Here is a 26,378-nt window from a genome sequence, read left to right on the forward strand (position 1 = left end):
CGTCGCGAAGCAGAACTACTTGACGGTGACGGTGGCGCCGGCAGCCTCGAGCTTGGCCTTGGCCTCGTCGGCGGCCTCCTTGGCCACCTTCTCGAGCAGCGGCTTGGGCGCGCCGTCGACGAGGTCCTTGGCCTCCTTGAGGCCCAGGCCGGAGACGATCTCGCGGACCACCTTGATGACGCCGATCTTCTTGTCACCGGCGGCCTCGAGGATGACGTCGAACTCCGACTGCTCCTCGGCGGCCTCGGCGGGCGCGCCACCCGCGGCCGGACCACCGGCGGCGGCGACGGCGACCGGGGCGGCCGCGGTGACCTCGAAGGTCTCCTCGAACTTCTTCACGAAGTCCGAGAGCTCCAGCAGGGTCATTTCCTTGAAGGCGTCGAGCAGGTCGTCGCTAGAGATTTTGGCCATGGTGTGGGTCCTTCCTTGTTTTCCTAAGTTGCGGGTTGGTTGTTATTCGGCTTCGGCCGGTGCTTCGGGCGTTTCCTCGGCGGGCGCCGCGGGTTCCGCGGGTGCCGCGGGTTCCTCAGCGGCCGCTGCGGCAGGCTCCGGCGCAGCGGCTTCGGCGGGCTTCTTCTCCTGCAGGGCGGCCAGCAGCCGGGCCATCTGGGAGGCAGGGGCGGCGAACAGGCCGGCCGCCTTGGCCAGGTTGCCCTTCATCGCGCCGGCCAGCTTGGCCAGCAGCACCTCGCGGGACTCCAGGTCCGCGATGCGCTCGACTTCGGAGACGCTCAGCGGGTGGCCATCCATGTAGCCGCCCTTGATGACCAGCGCCTTGTTCTCCCTGGCGAACGTCTTGATCGCCTTGGCGGCGTCGACCGGCTCGCCGCTGACGAACGCGATGGCCGTCGGGCCGGCGAACAGCTCATCGAGGCCCTCGATGCCGGCGTCGGCTGCGGCCCGCTTGATCAGCGTGTTCTTGGCCACCGTGTAGGTGGCCGATCCCGCCAGCGAGCGGCGCAGCTCGGCCAGGTTGGCCACCGTCAAACCGCGGTACTCGGTGATCAGGGTGGCCGTCGAGTCCTTGAACTGCTCCGCGATGTCTGCAACGGCGGTGGCCTTGTCAGCCCTGGCCATGCATGCCTCCTGAGGTCAAAGTTGTCGGTGATTCACCGAGGAGCGCCTCAAAACGAAGTACGCCCCGGCGCAGGAAGCGGCCGGGGCGTGAATATGCACCGGCGTGCGCCGGTGTACTGCCTCGTCCTCCTGCGTGGGCCGCCGGGATGTTCCCGGACCTTCAACCGATTGCTCGGTGACCGACGGTCTTCGGTGGATCGGCAACCAGGATAGCCCGAAGCCCCGCGGTCAGCCAAAACGGCTACACGAGCGCGGCCAGCCTGGCCGCGCCGATCAGGCCGGCCTCGCCCCCGAGCGCCGCGGGCACCACCCGCAGGCTGGCCAGAAACTCCAGCCCGGCGTACTCGGCCAGCGCCGCCCGCAGCGGGTCGAAGAGCAGGTCCCCGGACTTGGCCACACCGCCGCCGATGACGACGAGGTCGAGGTCGCAGACCGCCCCGACGGACGCGATCATCGCCGCGAGCGCGGTGGTGCCCCGCCGAAACGCCCGCTGCGCCACCGGGTCCCCGGCCGCCGCCGCGGCGGCCAGGTCCCGGGCACCCGCGCCGGGCGGGGCGGCCCACCCGTTTTCCCGGGCCCAGCGCACCATCCACGGTCCGGACGCGACGGTCTCGACGCAGCCGCGCCCGCCGCACGCGCACGGTTGGCCGTCATCCTCGACCACCACGTGACCGACGTGGCCGGCGTTGCCGGTGCGCCCGGTGTACGGAACGCCGTCGAGCACCAATCCCCCGCCCACGCCGGTGGACACCACCATGCCGAGCATGAAGCGGGCGCCGCGGCCCGCCCCGAGCCAGTGCTCGCCCAGCGCCATGCACACGCCGTCGCCGCCGAGGCGGACGGGCACGCCCGGGGCCCCGGGAATCATGGCCGCGACGCGGTCGCGCAGCGGGAAGCCGCGCCAGGCCCGGATGTTCACCGGGCTGACGGTTCCGGCGGGCAGGTAGATGGGGCCGGCCGAGGCGATGCCCACCGCGGTGACGCCGCCGCCGGCGACGCGCAGCGTGTCGGCGACGCTCGCGGCGACCTCGGCCCACACCTCCTCCGCGGAGCCGCCGGGCGGGGTGGGCCGGATGGCGGTGTGCACCAGCGCGCCGCCCGGATCGATCAGGCCGGCGGCGATCTTGGTGCCGCCGATGTCGAGGCAGAGCGTGAGGGCGGCCATCAGTGGCGGTGGGTGTTGTCGGGCTGGCGTGGGTCGCCCGGGTGCTCGTAGCCGGGGGCGAGGCGGACCAGCGCGGCCCGTCGCGCGTCCAGCCACACCCGGAAGGCACGCCGGCGCGCGGCGCCCCGCAGGTTCTCGGCGATCGCCGAGCGCACCTCCGCCAGCGGCGGCGCGGCCTGCGCGGGGGTCCGCCAGCCGTGCGGTCCGGGGCGCGGCGCGGCGAAGCGCAGCGGGTTGCGGGCGTGGTAGCCGGCCACCTCGTCGTCGCCGACCCCGATCGCGGCGGTGACGTCGGCGAACAGCGCGCGCGCCAACGGGTCCGCCAGCGCGGCGGCGGCCACGCTGCCGATCTCCAGCCGCGCGGTCGCGTCGGGCAGCAGCTCGGCCTCGGCGGGCGCGCCGGCGGCGGTGAGGCCGCGGGCGGCGGCCTCGGCGGCGACCACCCGCTCGGTCACGATCAGTTGGGTGAGCCAGCGCCGCAGCTGCCTGCCCTCCGCGGTGCCCCTCGCCGGCAGCGCGTCCGCCCCACGCCCGCGACGCAGCCGTGCCTCGGCCGCATCGACCTCGTCGACGGGCACCGGTTCGCCGGCCACGGTCGCCACCGGACCGGCGCTCATGTCACCGTCACCCGCACCGCCGGCGAGTACAGCAGTCGGCCCGCGCAGCCCACCCGGACCAGCGCCCACCACTGGCCGGAATCCAGCCACGGCGGCGGGCTCAGCTCGAAGCCGAGCTCGACCGTGCCGCGGGCGGGCAGCACCGCGCCGAGCGCGGCGGGCCCCATCCACTCCCAGGTGCCCCAGGGGCTGATCAGGTGCGCCTCCAGCGCCAGCGCGGCGCGGGCGTGGGTGCCGACGGTCACCGCCAGCCGGGCGGTCTGGCCCGCCGCGAGCTCGACGTCGCGCGGCCCGTCGACGAGGTACACCAGCTCGCGCCCATGGGCATCGGCGTGCGCGCCGACCTGCACCACGCACACGTCCTCGACCTCCTGTCGCCACGCCGCCGGGACGTCCCCGGTCAGGCACAGCCGGGCGCGCAGCGGGTAGAGCCCGGGCTGCGCGCGCGCCGGGATGCGCACCGCCACGTCGGCCTCACGGTGGTCGCCCGCGTGCAGCGTGAACGGCAGCTCCGCCGGAGTGGCCGACCAGCCGTCCGGACACAGCACCGTCACCTCGCCGTCCAGCGTGGCGTCGGTGCAGTCGCCGGCCACGGTGAGCCGCAACGCCACCTCGCCGCCCGGTTCGGCGGTCACCCGCTGCGGGTGCAGGTGCGCGACGGCCGGCAGTCCCCCGAGCGGCGCGGGTCCGCGGTTGTGCAGCCAGTAGCGCGCGTATAGCGGCTGCGCGGCCTCGGCCTCCGGCGCCAGCTGCGCGAAACCCGTTGCTGTGCTTCGCGTTTCGAGGTGGGCCAGCACGGTGGCCACCTGATAGCCGTGCAGGTCGACCGGTTCCGCGCGTCGCTGCCGCTCCTCCAGCAGGTCGGCGTAGGCGAGGCCGCGCACAATGGCCGCATCGGAGGTCAGGTCGACGCGGGTGGGCTGCCCGGTCGTCTGCACCAACCTCAGGGCCACCGCGCTCGGGTCGACGGGCCTGGCGCTGCCCGCCGCCAGCGGGTTGCCGGTGGCCTTGAGGGCGGCCAGCTGGACCGAGCCGGCGGGCTCGACGCTCAGCAGCGACCCGGTCGACGGCAGCGCACCCTCCCCTTCGCCGGGCACGACGGCGAGCAGCGGGTGGCCGAATTCCGCGCTGCGCGTGGGGATCTCGGCCTCGCGCCAGTCGCCGTCGCCGCAAGTCAGCGCGTAGTCGAAGACGTGGGTCCAGTGCTGGAGCTGGAAGTTCGAGCCGTCGGGCGCCGTGCGGCGCGGATCGTCGATCCAGGTGCCCGACGGCCAGCCGGTGCAGGACCGCATCAGCGCGGTGTGCAGCGTGCCGTCGGTCTCGACGGCGAAGCTGGGCATCCCGCGGTTGAGCAGCGCGACGGTACGGGATTCGAAGGGTTCCAGGCCCGACGGCGGCCGCTGGCGGACCGGGATCTCGGCATTCCCGAGGTCGTCGACCAGCGACGCGATCGCGCCGGTCAGGCCGTCCTCGTCAGCCGCGTCGAGCACCAGGACCGGCAGCGCGAGCGGCGCGCGCAAGTCCGCACCGGGCACCCAGACCGCGGCCAACGGCGTGGCGGCCGGCACCCAGACCCTGGCCCGCCCCGTCTCCGCCAGCTGACGCTCGAGCTCGGCCGAGTACTCCGGGTCCGCCTGCGCCAGAACGGCTTTGGCGAACACGTTGCGGGCGGGCCCACCCAGCGCGATCCGGACGTCGGGCAGGTTCGAGTCGACGTCGAGGCAGCCGTAGCGCGGCTTGTCGGCGCCGCTGCAGGTGGCCGTGACGCCGGCGCGCGCCAGCGCCACCATCAGCTCGCGCGCCAGCGGCCCGGACAGCGCCTCCGCCGGCGACACCACCTCGGCCACCGACACCGCCCGGATCTCGGCGCCGACCCGAATCCGGACCGCCGACGACAGGCCGAACCAGCCATAGGCCGGGTTGTCCAGCGTCCACAGGTGCCGCGCGGTGTCCACCGAGCGGGCCCCGTCGTGCAGCAGCGCGAAGCCCCGCCCGACGACGGCGTCGCCCACCTCGCTGACCGGCATGGCGCCCGGCACCGGGCACGGCCAGCGCAGCCGCAACAACCGGTCCTCGCCGGTGAATTCGTCGATGGTTGTGCGGCAGTCGAGCCGCGCCAGCCCGTTCCACAGCGTCAGGGTTTGCGTGTAGCGCAGCTGCGCGCCGATGCGGCCGCGCACCACCAGGCGCTGACCGAGCGGGCCCCGGTAGGCCCGCACCCGCGCCGGCGACTCCGACGAGCACACCACCGGCCCCTTGGGCAGCAGGTGCCAAGGACCCTCCCCCTGCCTGGGATGCGACGGGTATTCCTCGTAGAGGGCCAGCTCGTTACCCAGGCGGCCCGCCGCGATCAGCTGCCGGCCGCCGGAAACCAGGGACACGATCCCCCCGCCGCGCGCCGGGTCGGCCCGAAGCCGAGAGTGCTCGTTGCCGATCTCGAAGCCGGGCATCGGCTCCCAGCCGGCGGCTTCGCCCGCCGGCACCAGTCGATAGGCCCGCCAGCCCAGCGACGGCACGTCGCGCGCCAACCAGGTGACCGACCGCCCGTCGTCTTCCACGTGTGCCGGCAGCTCGGTGCCGTCGGGATCGAGCACGCGCACCCCGGGGCCGAGCGGCGCGCCGAGCCGGGCGGTGACGATGTCGGTCCGCTTGTGTGCCAACGGGTTCCACACGACAACATCACCTCCGATCGAGGCCGACAGCAGCGCCAGCGAGTTGTCCCGGGCGGTGCGGCCCAGCTCCCACGCGTCGCGCCAGCCGATCAGCAGGTCGAGGTAGACCTGGTCGGATTCCGAGCCGGTGATGGCGTCGTGGTGCGCGCCGTAGGCCAACTGAACCCACGCCTTCGCCAGCGCGGCCTGCGGGTACGCGGCGCCGGCCAGTAGCGCGGCGAACACGGCGAAGCGCTCGGCGGCAAGCACGGCGTTCTCGGCGGCCCGGTTGGCCTGTTTGGTGTCGATGTAGGACACGTCCTTGCCGGTGTAGATCGGGTTCATGTCCCGGGTTTGCGGCGACGGCCGGCAATCGCGCTGCGCGAGTTCGGCGCGCACCGCCGCGAAAAAGTCCCGCGGGATCGCGCACACGAACCGCGGCCAGGTGTAGCGCGCCGCCCAGTCGCGATGGATCGCGGTGACCCACTTGTTGGGCGGCGTGTAGTCGGTCCCGACGGGAAGCAGCACGTTGCGCGTCAGCGCGACCTTCTTGAGCCGACGGAACAGCGCGAGCGTGGCGTCCTCCGCCTCGGCGAGCGAGGCCGACTCGTCCATCCCCCAGCCCGCCCCGTAGTGCGCGGGCATGTAGTGCGTGAGCAGGCCGCGGCCCGACGGCGCGATCCACTCGAACTCGCTGCAGAACTGCATGGCTTCGACGTCGCCGCCCGGGCCCCATTGGTGGTGTGGTCCCCGCGCCCAAGAACTGGACGTCAGGCCGGCGTCGGCGGCCAGCCCGGGGAATTGCGGGTCGTGGCCGAACACGTCGAGCTGCCACGCGGTGGCCGGGTCGGCGCCGAGGACACCGCGCTGAAAACCCATGCCGTGCACCAGGTTCCGAATCGTCGTCTCCGGGCTGGTGAGGTTGGTGTTGGGTTCGTTGTAGGTGCCGCCCATCACCTCGACGCGGCCCTGCTCGATGAACCGGCGCAGGTCGGCGCGGTCCTCGGGGTGGGTGTCCCAGTACGGCTTGAGGTAGTCCACCTCGGCCAGCACGAACTTGTACTCGGGCTCGCGGCGGGCCATCTCGAGGTGCGCTCGGACCAGCGCGAAGCCGTTTGCCTGCCGCCCCGGTGGGTCCTCGGCCCATTCGCTGGTGTAGGCGCCCTGGGTGTTCCACCAGACCGGGTCGTAGTGAAAGTGACTGACCATGAACATCGTCCACCCGGGCTCGGCGATGTCGAACTCGAATGGCCTGCTGACGCGCCCGGCGCGCGCCCGCGCGGCTCGGCGCTCGCCGACGACCGGGCGCTCGACCGCGACCGGGACCTCGACGACGTCGCTCCCGGGCCGGGCGATGGCCTCCCCGCTCAGGCCGTCGCCGTCGATGCGGATCGGTGTCGGCTCGGCGCAGCCCGCGACGCCGATGCGCGCGAGCTGCAGCGGCGCGTCCGGCGGCCCGACGAACAGCTCGGTCGAGCCCGCCGAAATCAGCTGCATCCCCGCACCTTACGGCGCAACCGGCCGATGTGTCGGCATCTCGACCTAGGATCGGGCCATGCCCGCACTCGCCCCGCCGGTCACCGACGAACGCAACGCCCTGCGCGAATTCCTGGCGTTCCACCAAAGCGCCTATTTCGCCGTCTCCTACGGTCTCACCGACGAGCAGGCCCGCTCCACGCCGTCGGTCAGCGCGCTGTCGGTCGGCGGGCTGGTCAAGCACGTCACGGCCATGCAACGCAACTGGATGGCCCGCGTCGCCGCCGCGCCGGACCTGCCGCCGAGGGATCCCCGGCCGTTCGAGCAGATCGCCAAGGAGTTCGGCGACCAGCACGTGATGCGGCCCGACGAGACGCTGGCCGGGCTGCTGAGGGCGTTCGAGACGCAGAACGCGGAGTCACTGCGGCTCGTCGAAACCGCCGACCTCGACGCCACGGTGCCCGTGCCGCAGGACATCCCCTGGTTCCCGAAGGACCAGAAGGCCTGGTCGGTGCGCTGGGTGATCCTGCACGTGATCAACGAGCTCTCCCGCCACGCGGGGCACGCCGACATCGTTCGGGAATCCATCGACGGCGCCACCATGTACGAGCTGATCGCCGGGCTGGAAAATTGGCAGATCGAAGGATGGGTCCAGCCCTGGCGGAAATAGGGCAAATCCGAAGCGGCGTCGCGCGCCGCGAGACGCCGCACGGCCCGGTCGAGCTCTATTACGAGGATCTCGGCGACCCGGCCGCGCCGCCGGCGCTGCTCATCATGGGCCTGGGCGCCCAGCTGCCCATGTGGCCCGACGGGTTCTGCGCGCAAGTCCTCGACGCCGGTTACCGCGTCATCCGCTTCGACCACCGCGACACCGGGCTGTCGGGCAAGATGCACGGGCTGCGGGCCGCCGGCTCGGTGTACCGGCGCGTCGGGCGCTACCTGCTGGGCCGGCCCAGCCCGGTGCCCTACACGCTGACTGACATGGCCGGCGACGTGGTGGCGTTGCTGGACCATCTGGACATCGGCCGGGCGCACGTGGTGGGCGCCTCGCTGGGCGGGATGATCGCCCAGATCCTGGCCGCCACTGAGCCGCACCGGGTGGCCTCGCTGGGCATCATCATGTCGAGCACCGGCAAGCCGTTCGCCGCGTTGCCGGCCTGGCGCGTCATCAGGCTGGCCTTCGATCCGCCGGCCAAAGACGCCTCGCCCGAGGAGAAATTGGCCTTCGAGGTGCGCAACGTCGCGGTGTTCAACGGCCCCAACTTCCTGCCGCCGGAGGCCGAGCTGCGCGACCGGGTGCGCCGACTCGCCGACCGCTGCAGCTACCCGCCGGGCATGCTGCGCCAATTCGACGCCGTGCTGGGCACCGGCAGCCTGCTGGGTTACAGCAAGGCGATCACCGCCCCGACCGTCGTGCTACACGGTTCGGCGGACCCGATGGTGCGGCCGCGCAACGGGCGCGCCGTCGCCGCGGCCATCCCCGGCGCGCGGTTCGTCGTGGTCGACGGGATGGGACACGACCTTCCCAAACCGGTCTGGCGGCCGATCATCGAAACGCTCACCGAGAACTTCGCCCTCGGCGAGAACCCGTGAGCGCGCTCACAGGAATTGGGACTTGACAGTCTCGATTTGGCAGACTGCACAGATGACTACTACCAAACACCGCGAGGTGGCCAAGCTCGACCGGGTGCCGTTGCCGGTCGAAGCGGCCCGGGTAGCAGCCACCGGCTGGCAGGTCACCCGCGCCGCCGCAAGCATCCTCACCAAGCTGCCCAGCAAGGGCCCGTGGCAGCAGAAGGTCATCAAGCAGCTCCCGCAGACGTTCGCCGACCTGGGTCCCACCTACGTGAAGTTCGGGCAGATCATCGCGTCCAGCCCCGGCGCGTTCGGCGAGTCGCTGTCGCGCGAATTCCGCGGCCTGCTCGACCGGGTGCCGCCCGCCGACGCCAAAGAGGTGCACAAGCTCTTCGTCGAAGAGCTTGGCGCCGACCCCGCCGAGCTTTTCGCCAAGTGGGACGAAACGCCGTTCGCGTCGGCGTCGATCGCGCAGGTGCACTACGCCACCCTGCACACCGGCGAGGAGGTCGTCGTCAAGATCCAGCGACCGGGCATCCGCCGCCGGGTCGCCGCCGACCTGCAGATCCTCAAGCGCTTCGCCCAGGCGGTCGAGCTGGCCAAGCTCGGCCGTCGGCTCTCGGCGCAGGACGTGGTCGCCGACTTCTCCGACAACCTGGCCGAGGAGCTGAACTTCCGCCTCGAGGCGCAGTCGATGGAGGCCTGGGTGTCGCACCTGCACGCCTCTCCGCTGGGCAAGAACATCCGGGTGCCGCAGGTGCACTGGGACTTCACCAGCGACCGGGTGCTGACCATGGAACGGGTGCACGGCATCCGCATCGACGACGTCGCCGCCATCCGCAAGGCCGGCTTCGACGGCACCGAGCTGGTCAAGGCGCTGTTGTTCTCCCTCTTCGAGGGCGGGCTGCGGCACGGGCTCTTCCACGGTGACCTGCACGCCGGCAACCTCTACGTCGACGACGAGGGCCGCATCGTGTTCTTCGACTTCGGAATCATGGGCCGCATCGACCCCCGCACCCGCTGGCTGCTGCGCGAGCTGGTGTACGCGCTGCTGGTGAAGAAGGACCACGCCTCGGCCGGCAAGATCGTGGTGCTGATGGGCGCCGTCGGCACCGTGAAGCCCGAGGCCCAGGCCGCCAAGGACCTCGAGAAGTTCGCCACCCCGCTGACCATGCAGACGCTCGGCGACATGTCCTACGCCGACATCGGCCGGCAGCTGTCGACGCTGGCCGACGCCTACGACGTCAAGCTGCCCCGCGAGCTGGTGCTCATCGGCAAGCAGTTCCTCTACGTCGAGCGGTACATGAAGCTGCTCGCCCCGAAGTGGCAGATGATGTCGGACCCGCAGCTGACGGGTTACTTCGCCAACTTCATGGTCGAGGTCAGCCGCGAGCACCAGACCGACGTGGAGGTCTAGGGCTATCCCGATGGAAATCCGCACCGGCGCCGCGACATCCGGCGACCTCAAGCTCTACTACGAGGACATGGGCGACGTCGACGACCCGCCCGTCCTACTGATCATGGGCCTGGGCGCGCAGCTGCTGCTGTGGCGGACCGCGTTCTGCGAGAAGCTCGTCGCCCAGGGCCTGCGGGTCATCCGCTACGACAACCGCGACGTCGGCCTGTCCGACAAGACGCCCAAGGCGGGCGCGGGCCAGCCCCTGGTCCCCCGGCTGCTGCGCTTCTGGTTCGGCCTGCGCGGTGAGGCCGCGTACGCGCTGGAAGACCTGGCGGACGACGCGGCCGCCGTGCTGGATCACCTGGGCATCGACCGCGCCCACATCGTCGGGGCGTCGATGGGCGGCATGATCGCGCAGGTCTTCGCGGCGCGATTCGTCGAGCGGACCAAGAGCCTGGCGGTCATCTTCTCCAGCAACAATCGCCCGTTCCTTCCGCCGCCCGCCCCGCGCGCCCTGCTTGCGGTGCTCAAGGGACCGCCGCCCGACTCGCCGCTCGACGTGATCGTCGACAACGTCGTGCGCGTCACCAAGATCACCGGCAGCCCGCGCTACCGCGCGCCCGAGGAGCAGGTCCGCGCCGAGGCCATCGAGGGTTACGAACGCAGCTACTACCCCTGGGGCGTCGCCCGGCATTTCAGCGCGATCATGGCCAGCGGCAGCCTGCTGCCCTACAACCGGCGCACGGTCGCGCCGACCGTGGTGATACACGGCCGTGCGGACAGGCTGATGCCACCCTCCGGCGGCCGCGCCGTCGCGCGCGCCATCGACGGCGCTCGACTAGTCTTGTTTGACGGTATGGGCCACGACCTGCCTCAGCAGTTGTGGGATCGGCTGATCGGCGTGCTGACTAGCAACTTCGCTGACGCCAACTGAGCCGAAAAGCTTCGCTGTATAACGTTTCCGTCCGATTTTTCGGAGAAGTCGCCGGGTTGTACCGTTGGCGAAGGAGGTTGGACGTACCGATGGCCAAGCTGAAGCCGTATTACGAAGAGTCGCAAGCAACCTACGACATCTCAGACGACTTCTTCGCTCTCTTCCTCGACCCCAACATGGTCTACACCTGCGCCTACTTCGAGAACGACGACATGACGCTGGAAGAGGCGCAGCTTGCCAAGCTGGATCTGGCGCTGGGCAAGCTTAACCTCGAGCCCGGAATGACGCTGCTCGACGTGGGTTGCGGTTGGGGCGGAGCCGTGGTCCGCGCGGTCGAGAAGCACGACGTCAACGTCATCGGCATCACGCTGAGCCGAAACCACTACGCGCGCACCAAGGCCAGGCTGGCCGCGCTCCCGACGACCCGACGGGTCGAGGCCCGGCTGCAGGGCTGGGAGGAGTTCGACGAGCACGTCGACCGGATCATGAGCTTCGAGGCCTTCGATGCGTTCAAGAAGGAGCGCTGGCCCGCGTTCTGGGACTGGGCCTACAAGACCCTGCCCTCCGACAGCCGGATGATGATGCACAGCATCTTCACCTACCCGCAGTCGGAATGGAAGGACCGCGGCATCCCGATCACGATGTCCGACCTGCGTTTCTTCCATTTTCTCGGCAAGGAGATCTTCCCCGGCGGGCAGATGTGCGGCGAACCCGACATCGTTGACTATGCGCAGGACAGCGGATTCTCGATCGAGCAGATTCAGTACCTGCAGCCGCATTACGCGCGGACCCTGGACATATGGGCGGCCAACCTGGAGGCCAACCGGGAACGCGCGATCGCCATCCAGTCCGAAGAGGTCTACGACCGCTACATGCGCTATCTCACCGGCTGCGCGGAGCTCTTCCGCAAAGGCATCTCCAACGTGGGCCAGTACACCCTGACGAAGTGAGGTGACCGGCCGGCACCGAGGGAGGAACATAACGCCATGGCCAAGGATCTGACGCCGCACTTCGACGACGTGCAGGCGCACTACGACCTGTCCGACGACTTCTTCCGCCTGTTCCTCGACCCGACCCAGACGTACAGCTGCGCCTACTTCGAGCGTGACGACATGACGCTGGAAGAGGCGCAGCTCGCCAAGATCGACCTGGCCCTGGGCAAGTTGGGTCTGCGGGCGGGCATGACGCTGCTCGACGTCGGCTGCGGCTGGGGCGCCACCATGCGCCGGGCGATCGAGCGCTACGACGTCAACGTCGTGGGCCTGACGCTGTCGAAAAACCAAGCGGCCCATGTGCAGAGATCGTTCGACGCCATGGACAGCCCGCGCAGCAAGCGAGTGTTGCTGGCCGGCTGGGAGCAGTTCGACGAGCCCGTCGACCGCATCGTGTCGATCGGCGCGTTCGAGCACTTCGGCCACGACCGCTACGACGATTTCTTCAAGCTCGCACACAGAGTCCTCCCGACCGACGGTGTGATGCTGCTGCACACGATCACCGGGCTGACGGGCCCGCAGTGCGCCGAGCGCGGCATTCCGCTGACGTTCGAGACGGCGCGGTTCATCAAGTTCATCGTCACCGAGATCTTCCCGGGCGGGCGGTTGCCGTCGATCGAGATGGTCCAGGAGCGTTCGGCGCAGGCGGGGTTCACGTTGACCCGTCGGCAGTCGCTGCAGCCGCATTACGCCCGGACCCTCGACCTGTGGGCCGCGGGCCTCGAGGCGCACCGGGACGAGGCCATCGCGATCCAGTCCGAAGAGGTCTACGAGCGGTACATGAAGTACCTGACCGGCTGCGCCGACGCGTTCCGGATCGGCTACATCGATGTCAACCAGTTCACTCTGGAGAAGTAGCGGTACCGCCAGAAACCCGCGGCATGCGGTCTTAAATGCAAATTATGCGGCTCGGCCCGGTGTAGGGTCCCCGGGGATGGCCACCTGGTCAAGGTGTGCGTCCATCGGGAGGACACATGTCTGACGAATCACCGGTCCCCACGCACAGGCGATCTAATCTGGACGATGTCCAGGCACATTACGACCTTTCGGACGAATTCTTCGCACTGTTTGTCGACCCAACCCGCACCTACAGCTGCGCTTACTTCGCGCGCGAGGACATGACCCTGCAGGAAGCGCAGGTCGCCAAGCTCGACATGACGCTGGACAAGCTGGGCCTCGAGCCCGGCATGACGCTGCTCGACATCGGCTGCGGCTGGGGCTCGACGATGAAACGCGCCATCGAGCGCTACGACGTCAACGTCGTCGGCCTGACCCTGTCCAAGAACCAGTATGCGTACTGCAAACAACTGCTCGATGGAGTCGACAGCACGCGTTCGCGACGGGTGCTGCTGCGGGATTGGGCAGAGTTCGGCGAGTCCGTGGACCGCATCGTCGTCATCGAAGCGTTGGAGCACTTTGGCTTTGACCGCTACGACGATTTCTTCAAGTACGCTTACGCGGCTCTGCCGGCCGACGGTGCGATGCTGCTGCACACGATCACGGGGTTGCACGGAAGGCAGCTCATCGAGCGCGGCATCCCAGTGACGATGGAATTGGCCAAGTTCATCAGGTTCATCGTGACCGACATCTTCCCGGGCGGCCGGCTGCCGACGATCGAGAAAGTCGAGGAACACTCGGAGAAGGCCGGGTTCAAAATCGTCCGCATGCAGTCACTGCAGCCGGACTTCGCCCGGACCCTGGATTTCTGGGCCGAGGCGCTCGAGGCGCACAGGGACGAGGCCATCGCGATCCAGTCGGAAGAGGTCTACGAGCGGTACATGAAATATCTGACCGGCTGCGCCAAGGGATTCAGGACCGGCTACGTCGACTGCAACCAATTCACGCTCGCGAAGTGACCTTGGGTATCGTTGCAGGCCAGACACCGCCACGCGGCATACCCGCACTTCAGGCGGCGAACGTGATGTCAGGAGAGCAAGACGAGAATGGCTGAGCAACCGAGCCCGACGAAGACGCGGACGCGCTTCGAAGACATTCAGGCGCACTACGACGTCTCCGATGATTTCTTCGCTCTGTTCCAGGACCCGACCCGGACGTACAGCTGCGCCTACTTCGAGCCGCCGGATTTGACGCTCGAGGAGGCCCAGCTGGCCAAGATCGATCTCAACCTGGACAAGCTCGACCTCAAGCCGGGCATGACGCTACTTGACATCGGCTGCGGCTGGGGGACGACCATGAAGCGCGCGGTCGAGAAGTACGACGTCAACGTGATCGGCCTGACGCTGTCCAAGAACCAGCACGCCCGCAGCGAGCAGGTGCTCGGGGCGCTCGACACCGGCCGCTCGCGCGAGGTTCGCCTGCACGGCTGGGAGGACTTCATTGACCCGGTCGACCGGATCGTGTCGATCGAGGCCTTCGAGCACTTCGGCCATGAGAACTACCCCGACTTCTTCAAGCGGTGCTTCGACATCATGCCCGACGACGGCCGGATGACCATTCAAAGCAGCGTGAGCTACCACCCCTACGACATGGCCGCCCGCGGCAAGAAGATCACTTTCGAGACGGTGCGTTTCATCAAGTTCATTGTCACCGAGATATTCCCGGGCGGCCGATTGCCGTCCACCGAGATGATGGTCGAGCATGGCGAGAAGGCCGGTTTCGTTGTTCCCGAACCGCTTTCGCTGCGGCCGCACTACATCAGAACGCTGCACATGTGGGGCGATGCGCTCGAAGCCAACCGGGACAAGGCCATCGAAATCACCTCCGAAGAGGTCTACGAGCGGTACATGAAGTACCTGCGCGGGTGCGAGTACTACTTCGACTACGAGTTGCTCGACTGCAGCCTGGTGACCTACCTCAAGCCGGGTGCCGTCTCCGCCTCCTAAGTTTTTGCGGCGACTGTCGGATCGGGGCTGCGCCGTTCGTCGAGTAGGTAGAGAGTGGAACACAGGGTTTCGCTCACTACCGGAGGTGACGACAAATGCAGTATGTAGCACTGTTGATCAGCCAGGAGCAAGACCGCTCACCCGAAGACGCGGCCGCCGCGATGGCCGAATGGGAGAACTTCCACGCCAAAGCCGGGCCCGCGATCAAGTCTGGGGATGCGCTGGCCCCCGCCGCGGCGGCGGTGGTCATCTCCGGCGGCCCGGACGCGCCGGTCGTCACCGACGGCCCGTTCGCCGAGGCCGCGGAGGTGGCCTGCGGCTTCTACGTGTTCGAAGCGGAAAACCTCGACGAGGCGCTGGCGCTGGCGCGCGATGTCCCGCTCGCCAAGTTCGGGGCGGTGGAAGTGTGGCCCGCGGTCCACTCGGTTGACCTGTCCCGCAAGCTCACCGGCAACGACTGGCTCGCGCTGCTGCTGGAGCCGGGCGAATCCGCACACACGCCGGGCACGCCGGAGTGGGAGGCCATGGCCGCGAAGCACGCCGATCTGCACGCGGCCGCCGGCGACCACATCGTCGGCGGTGCCGCGTTGCACGACCGGTCCACGGCGACGACCGTGCGGGTGCGCAACGGCGAGGTCCTGATCACCGACGGGCCGTATGTCGAGGGAGCCGAAATCGCCACGGGCATCTACCTCCTCGGCGCCGCGGATCGCGACGAGGCCGTCAAGGTCGCGTCGATGATCCCCGCCTCGACCGTGCAGTTGCGGCAGCTGGCCGGGATCTCCGCGCTCTAGCTCGCCGATGACGGGCCTGGACGGCGTCTTCCGCCGGGAGTGGGGTCCGGCCGTCGCCGCGCTCGCGCGGTGGTCCGGCGACCTCACGGTCGCGGAGGACGCCGTCCAGGAGGCCTGCGCCGAGGCGCTGCGCACCTGGTCTCGCGACGGCGTGCCGGACAGCCCCGGCAGCTGGCTGGTGACCGTCGCCCGTAACCGCGCGCGGGACCGGCTGCGCCGCGAATCGGTGCGCCCCGGAAAGGAATTGGCCGCAGTGGTTGACGAGATTCGGGCGCGCACCGATCACACCGACCCGCACCCCGTCGTCGACGACGAGCTGCGGATGATGTTCACCTGCGCGCACCCGGCGCTGGACCGGCCGTCGCAGCTGGCGCTCACGCTGCGGTTGGTGTCCGGGCTGACAGTCGGCGAGATTGCCCGCGCGCTGCTCCAGAGCGAGGCGGCCGTCGGCCAGCGAATCACGCGCGCCAAGAACAAGGTTCGGCACGCCAACATCCCGCTGCGGGTGCCACCCGCCGAGTTGCTGCCCGAGCGCACACCGCACGTGCTCGGCTGCATCTACTCGGTGTTCACCGAGGGCTATTGGTCGACCGCCGGCCCGTCGGCGATCCGCGACGAACTGTGCGACGAAGGCGTCCGGCTGGCACAGGAGCTGTGCGGGCTGATGCCGCACGAGCCGGAGGCGCACGCGCTGGCCGCCCTTGTGCTGCTGCACGATTCGCGGCGCGCGACCCGGGTGGACGCCGACGGGCTCTTGGTGCCGCTCGAGGAGCAGGACCGCCGCCGCTGGGACCGCGGCCGCATCGCCCGCGGGCTGGACCGATTACGGCGGGCCGAAGGATCGACCGGCCCCTACCTGCCGCAGGCGGTGATCGCCGCGCTGCACGCGACGGCGCCGTCCTGGGAGCAAACGGATTGGGTCACCATCTGCGCGGCCTACGACCGGCTGCTGTCGATCACGGACTCCCCGGTTGCCCGCGCCAACCGCGCGATCGCGATCGGCTTCCGCGACGGCCCCGACGCGGGCCTGGCGGCGCTGGACAGGGCGGCGGACGACCCCCGGCTGGGCCGCTCGAATCTCGTCGCGACGCTGCGCGCCGATCTGCTTCGGCGCGCGGGACGGCCCGCCGAAGCCGTGCGGTGGTACCGAACGGCGTTGCAGTCCAACGGCTCCGAGCCGGGCCGCGAGTTCCTGCGGCGCCGCATCGCCGAGTGCGGCGGTTAGGTCAGCCGCGAAATCAGGCCTCCGCGAAGTTGCGGGTGACGGCCGGGTCCACCGGGATGCCCGGGCCTGTGGTCGTCGACACCGTGATCTTCTTCAGGTAGCGACCCTTCGACGACGACGGCTTGAGCCGCAGCACCTCGTCGAGCGCGGCGCCGTAGTTCTCCGCCAGGCTCTTCTCGTCGAACGACGCCTTGCCGATGACGAAGTGCAGGTTGGCCTGCTTGTCGACGCGGAAGTTGATCTTGCCGCCCTTGATGTCGGCCACGGCCTTGGCGACGTCGGGCGTGACGGTGCCGGTCTTGGGGTTCGGCATCAGCCCGCGCGGACCTAGGATCCGCGCGATGCGGCCGACCTTGGCCATCTGGTCGGGCGTGGCGATCGCGGCGTCGAAGTCGAGGAACCCGCCCTGGATCTTCTCGATCAGGTCGTCGCTGCCGACGATGTCCGCGCCGGCGGCCTGCGCCTGCTCGGCCTTGTCGCCGACGGCGAAGACCGCGACCCGGGCCGTCTTACCGGTGCCGTGCGGCAGGTTGACGGTGCCGCGGACCATCTGGTCGGCCTTGCGCGGGTCGACGCCGAGCCGGATCGCCACCTCGACGGTCGCGTCCTGCTTGGCCGACGACGTCTCCTTGGCGAGCTTGGCCGCCTGAAGCGGGGTGTACAGGTTGTCGCGGTCCACCTTCTCGGCGGCGGCGCGGTATGCCTTGCTGTTCTTGCTCATTGATTCATCCAATCTGGTGTTGGGTCGTGGTTAGCGGGCCGAAGCTGGCCCTCCCACGAGGTCTGATCTGTCGGATTCCTCCTCGGGCCGTACCGGCCCGCATCGTCACCCGACGGGTGGTGCTATTCGACGGTGATGCCCATCGACCGGGCGGTACCGGCGATGATCTTGGCGGCGGCGTCGATGTCGTTGGCGTTGAGGTCCGCCTTCTTGGTCTCGGCGATCTCTTTGACCTGATCCCAGCTGACCTTGGCGACCTTGGTCTTGTGCGGCTCGGCCGAGCCCTTACCCACGCCGGCGGCCTTGAGCAGCAGCTTGGCGGCCGGCGGCGTCTTGAGCGCGAAGGTGAAGCTGCGGTCCTCGTAGACCGTGATCTCCACCGGGATGACGTTGCCGCGCTGGTTTTCTGTCGCGGCGTTGTACGCCTTGCAGAACTCCATGATGTTGACGCCGTGCTGGCCGAGCGCGGGCCCGACCGGCGGGGCAGGGTTGGCCTGCCCGGCCTGGATCTGCAGCTTGATCAGCCCAACGACTTTCTTCTTCGGGGCCATGAGATGTTGTGGTTCCTTCCTTGCTACTGCGCTGAATTCGCCGGCTCCTCCTCGGGGCGTTCGCCGCCCCGCATCGTCGCCGGACTAAATCTTCGAGACTTGGCTGAACGTCAATTCGACGGGGGTTTCGCGGCCGAAGATCGACACCAGCACCTTGAGCTTCTGCTGTTCGCCGTTGACCTCGCTGATGGTGGCCGGCAACGTCGCGAACGGTCCGTCCATGACCGTCACCGATTCGCCGACCTCGTAGTCGACCTCGACGGTCGGACGCTCCAGCCCACCGGCCTCGGCGACCGTGGCGGTGCTGGCCGCGCCCTTGGCGGCCTTCTTCGCCGCCCCCCGCGGCAGCAGGAACTTCACCACGTCGTCGAGCGCCAGGGCCGACGGGCGCGATGTCGCCCCAACGAAACCGGTGACGCCCGGGGTGTTGCGCACCGCGGCCCACGAGTCGTCGGTCAGGTCCATCCGCACCAGGATGTAGCCCGGCAGCACCTTGCGGTTGACCTGCTTGCGCTGGCCGTTCTTGATCTCGGTGACCTCTTCGGTGGGCACCTCGACCTGGAAGATGTAGTCGCCGACGTCCAGGTTCTGCACCCGGGTCTCCAGGTTGGCCTTCACCTTGTTCTCATATCCCGCGTACGAGTGGATGACGTACCAGTCGCCGGGCTTGCTGCGCAGGTCCGCCTTGAGCGCGGCGGCGGGGTCGTCCTCGACCTCCTCGCTCGGCTGGGCCTGCGCCTCCTCGCCGGGAGTGTCGGGGGTCTCGAGGGTCTCGCTGGTCTCGGCGGCCTCGGTGGTCTCGGCGACGTCTTGCACGTCGACCGCTTCTCCCGCGGACGTGTCACCGTCGAAGGTAGTCACGGTTTTCAGTCCTTCCTATAACTCAAAGCTCAGCCGAACACCAGCAGCACCAGCTTGGCCAGGCCGAAATCAGCCAGGCCGACCAGCGCCACCATGAACGCCAGGAACGCCAGCACCACGGAGGTGTAGGTGAGCATCTGCCGGCGGTTGGGCCAGATCACCTTCCGCATCTCCGCAACGACCTGCTTGAGGTAGTTGTAGACGAATGCGAACGGGTTGACCGAACGGGCGCCGGGCTTCTTCGCGGTCTTGGCCTTGGCCGTCCGAGCCGTCCGGCCCTTTTTGGACTTGCCCTCCTTGGCGACCTCGACCTCGTCCGGCGACTCCGCGTCCACGGACGAACCCGAGTCGTCGGCCACGCGGTGCCGCGTCCGCTTGCCGGTCGGCCGTTGGGGCCGGGTCACCACGGCCGTCCGACCGCCGCTGTCGCGGCTCTCGTCAGTGTCGCCGCCGTCGCGTGCGGCGTCGTTGGCAGCGTCGCCCTCGTCGCTCACCGCATGCTCCTTTGTTTGCTAGTTTCCTGCGAGCCGTCCCGCATGATGGGGCACTTCTTCCAGTGTCCACCATGGCACGGTCCGCACGGGTCCGTCAGCAGGGGCGACAGGACTTGAACCTGCAACCTGCGGTTTTGGAGACCGCTGCTCTGCCAGTTGAGCTACGCCCCTTCGCGGTTGGCAGGCCAACCTGCGCTTACCTGCCGGGGCTTACATGACAGGCGCGCTCCCCGATTAGTCGAATCCCGGAAAGCGCGCTGATGCTGGGAAAACCCCGAGGTCCGAGTGTACATCGGCGTGGGAGTCAGATACTAATTACGCGGTTCTGACGACCTGGCCGGTTTCCTTGTCCCATCTGAGCTGGATGGAATTGTCGCCCTCGTGGCCCATCAGGGTGGTGTAGGCGAGGAGCAGCACCTCGCCATTCTCGTTTGTGCAGGTGTTCTTGGTGACGACGATGTCGGCGCCGAAACGCTCGTCCACCGATTCGATGTCCATACGACCGAAAAGCTTGTCGCCGACCAGCAAGGGCGTGCGGTATTGGAATCGCTGGTCGACCTGGACGATCTGCATGGTCTCCATGCCCACATCGACGTTCCGGAAGAAATCGTCCTGGATGATCTTCGCGAAGATCGACACAAAGGTGAGCGGAACGACCAGGGCGCCGTATCCCAACTCGGCGGCCGCTTGCTCGTCGAAGCAGGCCCGGTCGGTGCACTTGATCGCCCGCGCGAAGGCGCGATTCTGCTCCCGGCCGATCTCGAAGTAGTCCGGGTAGATCCACGTCATCCCTCGGACGTCGGTTTTGAGAGCCATGGATTACGCCAGCTTGGCCGACGCGATCGCCCGACCGAAGATCTTCTTGCCGCCGGTGGTGGCCGTGAGGGCGATGGTGACCGACTTGCTGTCCGGATCCACCGATTTCACCCTGCCGCTGAAGACCAGCTCGGCACCCTTGCCGTCGTTGGGCACCGGGACCACAGCCGTGAACCGCACGTTGTACTCCGTGACGGCGCCGGGGTCGCCGACCCACGACGTCACGTAGCCGCCGCCGATGCCCATCGTCAGCATGCCGTGCGCGATCACCGTGTCCAGCCCGACGACCTTGGCGATCTCGTCGTCCCAGTGGATCGGGTTCAAGTCGCCGGAGACCCCCGCGTAGTTCACCAGGTCCTGACGGGTCAGTGGGTAGGTCTTCTCCGGCAGCCGGTCCCCGACCTTCACCGAACTGAACTCACGCAGCGCCATCAGAAAATCCCGCCTCCCCATTTTCGCCGGCACGGCCCGCCAGGGTCGTGTAGGTCTCCTGCACGATGTCACCTGCCTCATCGGTGATGATGTTCTTGGTCACGATGATCTGGGTGCCGTGCGCCTCGCGCATCGAGTCCAACCACACATCGCAGTAGAGCTTGTCACCCGCCACGATCGGCTTCGCGAACTTCAGCACCTGGTCGACCTGGACGATCTGCGCTTCCTCGACCGAGATGTTGGCGTATTTGAAGAACGCCGACTGGGCCTTGTAGCCGAAAACGCAGATGAAGGTCAGCGGGGCGACCAGGGCCTTGTAGCCGAGTTCGGCGGCCGCGTCCTCCTCGTAAAACGACTTGTCGTCGTTTTGCACCGCCACCGCGTACTCGCGGATCTTCTCCCGCTCCACGACGTAGTAGTCGGGATAGCGGTAGTGCATCCCGACGATGTCCGCGCTCAATGACACAGGTCTAGAACCTACCTAGCCAATCTCGATGAATGCCTCGGGGCTACCGCGTCTCCCGATGGGGCTGGTGCTTGCCGCAGTTAGGGCAGAACTTCTTCAGCTCCATGCGGTCGGGGTCGTTGCGGCGGTTCTTCTTGGTGATGTAGTTGCGGTGCTTGCACACCTCGCATGCCAAGGTGATCTTGGGCCGCACGTCGGTACTGGAAGCCATGTCCGTTCTCTCTCAAATCTCTCGCGTCGCGCTCTTGTGCTGTTGTGCTGTAGCGATGGCCGGACTCGAACCGGCGACCTAACGATTATGAGTCGTTCGCTCTAACCGACTGAGCTACATCGCCTCTGGTCCACCCCGCTTCGGGGTGTTGGCCGCCTGCCTGCTCGGCGTCCGCCGAGCCCCCTAACGGAATCGAACCGTTGACCTTTTCCTTACCATGGAAACGCTCTACCGACTGAGCTAAGGGGGCCGTTCACCCAAGCGACAGTCCTGCCGCGGGCCAAAAAGAGGGTACAGCCTGGGACGCAACGTCACCAAACCACCGACGTGGGCCTGGTCGGCTCCCGAAACGAGTTGGCGGCCGGTGAGCTAATAGATCACCCGCCCTCGCCGTGACGGGGTTGCCACGCGCTGAGATCGCTGAACTCGTCGTACTCCTCGCCGTCCTTCTCTTCCGGGTCCGACTCACCGAGCAAGGTCCGCAACGCGAGATGAACGGCCTCGCGCGTGTCGGCCAGATGGAACCGACGTATCGCCTCTTGGACCAGCTCGTCGTCGATTTCGATCTCGACCTTCCTCATGGGCCAACAATACCCATTAAGGGTGTCGTGAACCGAGCGGCGAGTCGCGGACGAGCCACTAGTCTGGTCAGGTGTCAGAGGACCGGCTGTATTTTCGCCAACTGCTCTCGGGTCGCGATTTCGCCGCCGGTGACATGTTCGCGACGCAGATGCGCAACTTTGCCTACCTGATCGGTGACCGCCAGACCGGCGACTGCGTGGTGGTCGACCCCGCGTATGCCGCCGGTGACCTGCTCGACGCGCTCGAGGCCGACGGCATGCACCTGTCCGGTGTGCTGGTGACGCACCATCACCCCGACCACGTGGGTGGCTCGATGATGGGCTTCCAGATGGAGGGCCTGGCCGAGCTGCTGGAGCGGGCGGCCGTCCCGGTGCACGTGAACACCCATGAAGCCGTGTGGGTTTCGCGGGTCACCGGGATCGGCCTCGGCGACCTGACCACCCACGAAAGCCACGACAAGGTCAGCATCGGCGATATCGAGATCGAGCTGCTGCACACGCCGGGGCACACCCCCGGCAGCCAGTGCTTCCTGCTCGGCGACCGCCTGGTCGCCGGTGACACGCTGTTCCTCGACGGTTGCGGCCGCACCGACTTCCCCGGCGGGGACTCCGACGAGATGTACCGCAGCCTGCAGCGGCTCGCCGCGCTGCCGGGCGACCCGACAGTCTTTCCGGGACACTGGTATTCGGCCGAGCCGAGCGCTTCGCTGTCGGAGGTCAAGCGCACAAACTATGTGTATCGCGCCGCCGACCTCGATCAGTGGCGAATGTTGATGGGCGGGTAATTGACGTGGGGCAATTTATGGGCCGAATACCTCTAGGATCGGTCCAACGAAATTTCCCGCCGAAGATCACTGTGATATAAGCGGAGGGTGGATTCAATGGGGTGGATCCAGGGCGGCTGGCACGGGGTGACAAATGTGGGGTCCAGCACCTGGTTGGCGTGGGCGGCGTGGGCCGCCATCTTGCTGGGTGTCGTCGCGCTGATCTTCACAAATCGCCAGCTCAGACTCAACCGGCGGGTGGCCGCGGAGCGGATCCGACCGCACGTCGCAATGTTCATGGAACCGCATGCCGCCGACTGGCATGTTATCGAACTCGTGGTCAGGAATTTCGGCCAGACGGCGGCCTACAACATCCGTTTTTCATTTCCGAATCCGCCGACGGTGGCCGAATACGAAAACGCCGCCGACGGCTATGCCGACGTCGCAGAACTGAAGCTTCCGAGCGAGTTGCCGGTGCTCGCGCCAGGGCAGGAATGGCGCATGGTGTGGGACTCGGCGCTCGACCGCGCCGAAATCGGAACCGGCATCGAATCCCGCTTCACCGGGACCCTGATCTATTACGACCGCCCAGACAAGCCGCGCGGTTGGCGGTTCTGGCAGGGCGAGCGACCCGCCCTGCAGACGACCGTGGTGCTGGACTGGGATGCCCTGCCGCCGGTCCAGCGCATCGAGTTGATGACGACGCACGACCTGGCGAAACGGGAAAAGCAGAAGCTGGAGCTGTTGCGCGGGCTGCTGACCTACTTCCACTACGCGAGCAAGGAGACGCGCCCCGAGGTGTTCCGTAGCGAGATCGAGCGGATCAACGGCGCCGTGCAAGAGACGCAGGAGCGCTGGCGCACCCGGGTGCTCGACCAGCCCACCGACGTCAGCGTGCGCTGGGGCGACGCCGAAGCGGATCTGGCCAAGCACCGCAGCCAGCACGTCTGACGCGGGATAAAAGGAGCAACTTATGAGCGGTCCGGTCCACTACAGCAAGCAGGACTCCATCGCGGTCATCAAGATGGACGACGGCAAAGTCAACGCGCTGGGCCCGACCATGCAGCAGGCGCTCAACGAGGCGATCGACCGGGCCGACAGCGACAACGCCGGGGCGCTGGTGATCACCGGGAACGACCGCGTGTTCAGCGGCGGCTTCGACCTGAAGATCCTGACCTCGGGTCAGGCGCAGCCCGCGATCGACATGCTCAGGGGCGGCTTCGAACTCGCCTACCGGCTGCTGTCCTACCCCAAGCCGGTGGTGATGGCCTGCACCGGCCACGCCATCGCGATGGGCGCGTTCCTGCTGTCGTCCGGCGACCACCGGGTGGCCGCCCACGCCTACAACATCCAGGCCAACGAAGTCGCGATCGGCATGGTCATCCCGTACGCGGCCCTGGAGATCATGAAACTACGGCTGACGCAGTCCGCCTATCAGCAGGCCGCCGGGCTGGCCAAGACATTCTTCGGCGAAACCGCCCTCGCGGCGGGCTTTGTCGACGAAATCGTGTTGCCCGAGATCGTGGTCAGCCGCGCCGAGGAGGCCGCGCGTGAGTTCGCCGGCCTGCACCAGCATGCCCACGCCGCAACCAAATTGCGCGCCCGCGCCGAAGCGCTCAAAGCCATTCGCGCCGGAATCGACGGAATAGAGGCCGAGTTCGGGCTCTGAGCCGTCGGCGCTGGAGAACCGAGCAGGCGAACGCGGTGGCAGGTAAAAGACCTGGCCACCGCGTTGCTCGCCTCCTCGTCGCCAGTGTGGCACGTACGCCGCGCGCCGTCACTTCACCTTCGTGGGTCAGTCGTCCGCCGAGGTCCATTGGTAGGGAAGGAATTTCCCGTCGAATGTCACCACCACCCGGTCACCCGACGCGTGCGGCCGCTTTTGCAGGTCGACGCTGAAGTTGATCGCGCTCATGATGCCGTCGCCGAACTGCTCGTGGATCAGCTCCTTGATCGCGCCGCCGTACACCTGGAGGGCTTCATAGAAGCGGTAGATGGTGGGATCGGTCGGCACGGCGGTGGGCAGGCCGCCGCGCATGGGCGGGGCCGCCAACAAGGGCACCGCCGACTCGTCGAGGCCGAGCATTTCAACGAGGACCTTGCCGAGCTCGGCGGGGATCGGGTGCTGGCCCAGCAACGCCGACGTGGTCCATAGCACCGGCCTGTCGATCGCGTCGGCCAGCTCCTGCCAGGTCAGCCCCCTGGCCAACCGCGCGACGACGACCTGTTCGGTGAGTTCGTTTCTCGTCATGCGTATCAGCATTGCACTGGTTTGGTACAGGCTCATGTCGGCGGACAAACACGCTCTGCGAATCTGATATCGCCCTCGATATCGAATTCTGCGGCGACCTATATCCCCTACCTGCCGAGCCTCACCCGGGTTTGGTGGCCGCGACGAGGCGAGTCGAAAACCACGGCGGCCTGCGCGACGACGCCCATGCCCTGGGCGCGCGCCGAGAGGGTCTTGAACGATCCGTCGATTCCGTAGTCGCCGCGGTGATCATGCACGGGCACAAGCGTATTCGGCCACCCGCGGTCACCAGCGCCCGTGGTGGACGACCTCGGCGAACGGGCGTCGATTCGGCTTGCGGATCGGGGTGAGCGGCCGGTCGGCGGGATACCCGACGCCGAGCAGGAAGGCCACCTGGTGGTCGTCGGGCACGCCCAGGATGGCGCGCGCTTTGTCCTGATCACCCACCGACGAATGGCCCGTCCCGATGCCCAGGTCGGTGGCCGCGATCATCATCGCCATCGTGGCCTGGCCGATGTCGTAGGTGTCGGTGACCAGCCTGCGCTGGTCCGGCGGCTCGGGCACGACGATGGCGATGGCGGCCGGGGCCGCCGCGATGTGACCGGCGCCCTGCCACACCGTGGACAGCTGCTGCAGCTGATCACGGTCGGTGACGATGACGAAGTCCCACGGCTGCCGGTTTTTCGCCGACGGCGCCCGCCAGCCGGCCTCGGCGATGCGGTTCAGGTCTTCTTCCGACACCGGCTCCGGTTTGTACTGCCGCACATTGCGCCGCGCGCTGATCGCGTCCCAAGCTTCCATAACCTTTTCGAACGGCATGTCGGCGCAGAATCATCCCCGCCCGTCGGTGCGGCGTTCTATGGTGGCAGCGCAATGGCCCTCCATCTCCACCGCGCCGAACGCACCGACCTGCTCGCCGACGCTCTCGGCGCCCTGCTGGCCAACCCCCAGTCCGACCCGTTCGCCGAGGAGCTGGTGCTGGTGCCCGCGCGCGGCGTGGAGCGCTGGCTTTCTCAGCGGTTGTCGCACGTGCTGGGGTCCGGGCCCGCCGGCGGCGACGGGGTGTGCGCGGGGGTGGCGTTCCGCAGTCCGGCGTCGCTGATAGCGGAAATCACTGGCACCGTCGACGACGACCCGTGGGCGCCGGAGGCGATGACGTGGCCGCTGCTGGAGGTCATCGACTGCAGCCTCGACGAGCCGTGGTGCGTAACGCTGGCAACACATTTGGGCCACTTCCACACCGGCGAGGAGTCGGAGCTGCGCCGGGGCCGACGGTATGCGACGGCGCGTCGGCTGGCGGGGCTGTTCGCGTCGTACGCCCGGCAACGCCCGCCACAGTTCCGGCTGCCAGCGCAGGTCCTCGTCCAGGTTCTCCGTGTCGCCCGCCAGCCAGTCGGCGAGCAATTGCGGGCGTTGCCGGGCGTACGACGCGAACAGCCCCGCCAGCCGACGCGCCGTCGCATACCGTCGGCCGCGTCGCAG

General features: G+C 68.3%; 29 protein-coding genes, 3 tRNA genes and 3 pseudogenes. 14 read left to right on the forward strand and 21 right to left on the reverse strand.

Features of this window, described 5'->3' with window-relative positions; translation table 11 throughout:
- Nucleotides 1–15: 15 nt before the first annotated feature.
- The 5 genes from rplL to A5706_RS18495 form a co-directional block, all read right to left on the reverse strand.
- The gene (gene rplL / locus A5706_RS18475; RefSeq protein WP_068133400.1) at nt 16–411 is read right to left on the reverse strand and encodes a 50S ribosomal protein L7/L12; all 396 of its coding nucleotides are present in this window, start codon (nt 409–411) and stop codon (nt 16–18) included.
- A 42-nt stretch (nt 412–453) separates the two neighbouring features.
- Nucleotides 454–1,077: a 50S ribosomal protein L10 gene (rplJ, locus tag A5706_RS18480; protein ID WP_068133403.1), complete on the reverse strand. Its 624-nt coding sequence runs from the start codon at nt 1,075–1,077 to the stop codon at nt 454–456.
- A gap of 241 nt (nt 1,078–1,318) precedes the next feature.
- The gene (locus tag A5706_RS18485) at nt 1,319–2,242 is read right to left on the reverse strand and encodes an ROK family protein (protein ID WP_068133405.1); all 924 of its coding nucleotides are present in this window, start codon (nt 2,240–2,242) and stop codon (nt 1,319–1,321) included.
- Nucleotides 2,242–2,859: a malonyl CoA-ACP transacylase gene (locus A5706_RS18490; protein ID WP_068133408.1), complete on the reverse strand. Its 618-nt coding sequence runs from the start codon at nt 2,857–2,859 to the stop codon at nt 2,242–2,244. Before A5706_RS18490 ends, A5706_RS18485 begins: the two co-directional genes overlap by 1 nt.
- Nucleotides 2,856–7,007: an NEW3 domain-containing protein gene (locus tag A5706_RS18495; RefSeq protein ID WP_068133410.1), complete on the reverse strand. Its 4,152-nt coding sequence runs from the start codon at nt 7,005–7,007 to the stop codon at nt 2,856–2,858. The genes A5706_RS18490 and A5706_RS18495 overlap by 4 nt, the downstream gene beginning before the upstream one ends.
- Nucleotides 7,008–7,065: 58 nt before the next feature.
- Here A5706_RS18495 and A5706_RS18500 point away from each other — a divergent pair, with 58 nt between their 5' ends.
- The 10 genes from A5706_RS18500 to A5706_RS18545 all read left to right on the forward strand — a co-directional run bounded on the left by A5706_RS18500 (nt 7,066) and on the right by A5706_RS18545 (nt 16,748).
- Nucleotides 7,066–7,656: a DinB family protein gene (locus A5706_RS18500; protein WP_068133415.1), complete on the forward strand. Its 591-nt coding sequence runs from the start codon at nt 7,066–7,068 to the stop codon at nt 7,654–7,656.
- On the forward strand, nt 7,632–8,579 hold the full coding sequence (locus tag A5706_RS18505) for an alpha/beta fold hydrolase (RefSeq protein WP_068133418.1): 948 nt from the start codon (nt 7,632–7,634) through the stop codon (nt 8,577–8,579). The genes A5706_RS18500 and A5706_RS18505 overlap by 25 nt, the downstream gene beginning before the upstream one ends.
- Before the next feature lie 52 nt (nt 8,580–8,631).
- Nucleotides 8,632–9,978: an AarF/ABC1/UbiB kinase family protein gene (locus A5706_RS18510; RefSeq protein ID WP_068133422.1), complete on the forward strand. Its 1,347-nt coding sequence runs from the start codon at nt 8,632–8,634 to the stop codon at nt 9,976–9,978.
- A gap of 10 nt (nt 9,979–9,988) precedes the next feature.
- Complete coding sequence (locus tag A5706_RS18515; RefSeq protein ID WP_068133427.1) at nt 9,989–10,894, forward strand: alpha/beta fold hydrolase; 906 nt, start codon at nt 9,989–9,991, stop codon at nt 10,892–10,894.
- An 89-nt stretch (nt 10,895–10,983) separates the two neighbouring features.
- Nucleotides 10,984–11,844, forward strand: coding sequence for a cyclopropane mycolic acid synthase family methyltransferase (locus tag A5706_RS18520; protein WP_068133431.1), 861 nt, complete (start codon nt 10,984–10,986; stop codon nt 11,842–11,844).
- Between the two features lie 36 nt (nt 11,845–11,880).
- The gene (gene mmaA2 / locus A5706_RS18525; RefSeq protein ID WP_068133433.1) at nt 11,881–12,744 is read left to right on the forward strand and encodes a cyclopropane mycolic acid synthase MmaA2; all 864 of its coding nucleotides are present in this window, start codon (nt 11,881–11,883) and stop codon (nt 12,742–12,744) included.
- Nucleotides 12,745–12,860: 116 nt separating this feature from the next.
- Nucleotides 12,861–13,742: a methoxy mycolic acid synthase MmaA3 gene (gene mmaA3 / locus A5706_RS18530; RefSeq protein ID WP_068133436.1), complete on the forward strand. Its 882-nt coding sequence runs from the start codon at nt 12,861–12,863 to the stop codon at nt 13,740–13,742.
- Nucleotides 13,743–13,829: 87 nt separating this feature from the next.
- On the forward strand, nt 13,830–14,729 hold the full coding sequence (gene mmaA4 / locus A5706_RS18535; RefSeq protein ID WP_068133438.1) for a hydroxymycolate synthase MmaA4: 900 nt from the start codon (nt 13,830–13,832) through the stop codon (nt 14,727–14,729).
- A gap of 95 nt (nt 14,730–14,824) precedes the next feature.
- The gene (locus A5706_RS18540) at nt 14,825–15,523 is read left to right on the forward strand and encodes a YciI family protein (protein ID WP_068133440.1); all 699 of its coding nucleotides are present in this window, start codon (nt 14,825–14,827) and stop codon (nt 15,521–15,523) included.
- A 7-nt stretch (nt 15,524–15,530) separates the two neighbouring features.
- Nucleotides 15,531–16,748, forward strand: a complete 1,218-nt coding sequence (locus A5706_RS18545) for an RNA polymerase sigma factor (RefSeq protein WP_068133443.1) — start codon at nt 15,531–15,533, stop codon at nt 16,746–16,748.
- A gap of 13 nt (nt 16,749–16,761) precedes the next feature.
- Here the strand turns inward: A5706_RS18545 and rplA are convergent, their stop codons facing one another.
- The 12 genes from rplA to A5706_RS18605 all read right to left on the reverse strand — a co-directional run bounded on the left by rplA (nt 16,762) and on the right by A5706_RS18605 (nt 21,881).
- Nucleotides 16,762–17,469, reverse strand: a complete 708-nt coding sequence (gene rplA, locus A5706_RS18550) for a 50S ribosomal protein L1 (protein WP_068133447.1) — start codon at nt 17,467–17,469, stop codon at nt 16,762–16,764.
- A 122-nt stretch (nt 17,470–17,591) separates the two neighbouring features.
- Nucleotides 17,592–18,020 carry a 50S ribosomal protein L11 gene (gene rplK / locus A5706_RS18555; RefSeq protein ID WP_066907205.1) on the reverse strand — a complete coding sequence of 143 codons (429 nt, stop codon included), beginning with the start codon at nt 18,018–18,020 and terminating at the stop codon, nt 17,592–17,594.
- A gap of 84 nt (nt 18,021–18,104) precedes the next feature.
- Nucleotides 18,105–18,881: a transcription termination/antitermination protein NusG gene (gene nusG, locus A5706_RS18560; protein ID WP_068133450.1), complete on the reverse strand. Its 777-nt coding sequence runs from the start codon at nt 18,879–18,881 to the stop codon at nt 18,105–18,107.
- A gap of 29 nt (nt 18,882–18,910) precedes the next feature.
- Nucleotides 18,911–19,375, reverse strand: coding sequence for a preprotein translocase subunit SecE (gene secE, locus A5706_RS18565; protein ID WP_068133452.1), 465 nt, complete (start codon nt 19,373–19,375; stop codon nt 18,911–18,913).
- A gap of 98 nt (nt 19,376–19,473) precedes the next feature.
- Nucleotides 19,474–19,546 (reverse strand) — tRNA-Trp (locus tag A5706_RS18570).
- A 144-nt stretch (nt 19,547–19,690) separates the two neighbouring features.
- Nucleotides 19,691–20,191, reverse strand: a complete 501-nt coding sequence (gene hadC / locus A5706_RS18575; protein WP_068133455.1) for a (3R)-hydroxyacyl-ACP dehydratase subunit HadC — start codon at nt 20,189–20,191, stop codon at nt 19,691–19,693.
- Nucleotides 20,192–20,194: 3 nt separating this feature from the next.
- Nucleotides 20,195–20,623 carry a (3R)-hydroxyacyl-ACP dehydratase subunit HadB gene (gene hadB, locus A5706_RS18580; protein ID WP_068104646.1) on the reverse strand — a complete coding sequence of 143 codons (429 nt, stop codon included), beginning with the start codon at nt 20,621–20,623 and terminating at the stop codon, nt 20,195–20,197.
- Entirely contained in the window at nt 20,610–21,089 is a 480-nt protein-coding gene (gene hadA, locus A5706_RS18585; RefSeq protein ID WP_068133456.1) for a (3R)-hydroxyacyl-ACP dehydratase subunit HadA, read from the reverse strand. The genes hadB and hadA overlap by 14 nt, the downstream gene beginning before the upstream one ends.
- 43 nt (nt 21,090–21,132) lie before the next feature.
- Entirely contained in the window at nt 21,133–21,300 is a 168-nt protein-coding gene (gene rpmG, locus A5706_RS18590; RefSeq protein WP_066907182.1) for a 50S ribosomal protein L33, read from the reverse strand.
- A gap of 50 nt (nt 21,301–21,350) precedes the next feature.
- Nucleotides 21,351–21,424 (reverse strand) — tRNA-Met (locus tag A5706_RS18595).
- A gap of 53 nt (nt 21,425–21,477) precedes the next feature.
- Nucleotides 21,478–21,550: transfer RNA gene (locus A5706_RS18600), tRNA-Thr, on the reverse strand.
- Between the two features lie 127 nt (nt 21,551–21,677).
- Nucleotides 21,678–21,881, reverse strand: a complete 204-nt coding sequence (locus A5706_RS18605) for a type II toxin-antitoxin system VapB family antitoxin (protein WP_068104650.1) — start codon at nt 21,879–21,881, stop codon at nt 21,678–21,680.
- A gap of 71 nt (nt 21,882–21,952) precedes the next feature.
- Here A5706_RS18605 and A5706_RS18610 point away from each other — a divergent pair, with 71 nt between their 5' ends.
- From A5706_RS18610 to A5706_RS18620, 3 genes and pseudogenes are all read left to right on the forward strand, one after another.
- A complete protein-coding gene (locus A5706_RS18610) occupies nt 21,953–22,666 on the forward strand; it encodes an MBL fold metallo-hydrolase (RefSeq protein WP_068133460.1) in 714 nt (237 codons plus the stop codon).
- Between the two features lie 96 nt (nt 22,667–22,762).
- Nucleotides 22,763–23,622, forward strand: a pseudogene (locus A5706_RS18615) (hypothetical protein).
- Nucleotides 23,619–24,314 carry a crotonase/enoyl-CoA hydratase family protein gene (locus tag A5706_RS18620; RefSeq protein WP_068133467.1) on the forward strand — a complete coding sequence of 232 codons (696 nt, stop codon included), beginning with the start codon at nt 23,619–23,621 and terminating at the stop codon, nt 24,312–24,314. The pseudogene A5706_RS18615 and the gene A5706_RS18620 overlap by 4 nt, the downstream one beginning before the upstream one ends.
- Before the next feature lie 126 nt (nt 24,315–24,440).
- Here A5706_RS18620 and cynS read toward each other — a convergent pair whose 3' ends face one another.
- From cynS to A5706_RS18630, 3 genes are all read right to left on the reverse strand, one after another.
- Nucleotides 24,441–24,908: a cyanase gene (cynS, locus tag A5706_RS18625; protein ID WP_068133470.1), complete on the reverse strand. Its 468-nt coding sequence runs from the start codon at nt 24,906–24,908 to the stop codon at nt 24,441–24,443.
- A 95-nt stretch (nt 24,909–25,003) separates the two neighbouring features.
- Nucleotides 25,004–25,153, reverse strand: a complete 150-nt coding sequence (locus tag A5706_RS34400; protein ID WP_231985349.1) for a hypothetical protein — start codon at nt 25,151–25,153, stop codon at nt 25,004–25,006.
- A 28-nt stretch (nt 25,154–25,181) separates the two neighbouring features.
- On the reverse strand, nt 25,182–25,697 hold the full coding sequence (locus A5706_RS18630) for a nitroreductase family protein (protein WP_068104658.1): 516 nt from the start codon (nt 25,695–25,697) through the stop codon (nt 25,182–25,184).
- Between the two features lie 72 nt (nt 25,698–25,769).
- Here A5706_RS18630 and A5706_RS18635 point away from each other — a divergent pair.
- Nucleotides 25,770–26,228, forward strand: a pseudogene (locus A5706_RS18635) (exodeoxyribonuclease V subunit gamma); the annotation flags it as partial.
- A gap of 33 nt (nt 26,229–26,261) precedes the next feature.
- Here the strand turns inward: A5706_RS18635 and A5706_RS35300 are convergent.
- A pseudogene (locus A5706_RS35300) lies at nt 26,262–26,378 on the reverse strand (exodeoxyribonuclease V subunit gamma); the annotation flags it as partial.

The sequence above is a fragment of the Mycobacterium sp. E796 genome, assembly GCF_001672815.1.
In the GTDB taxonomy this organism is placed as follows: domain Bacteria; phylum Actinomycetota; class Actinomycetes; order Mycobacteriales; family Mycobacteriaceae; genus Mycobacterium.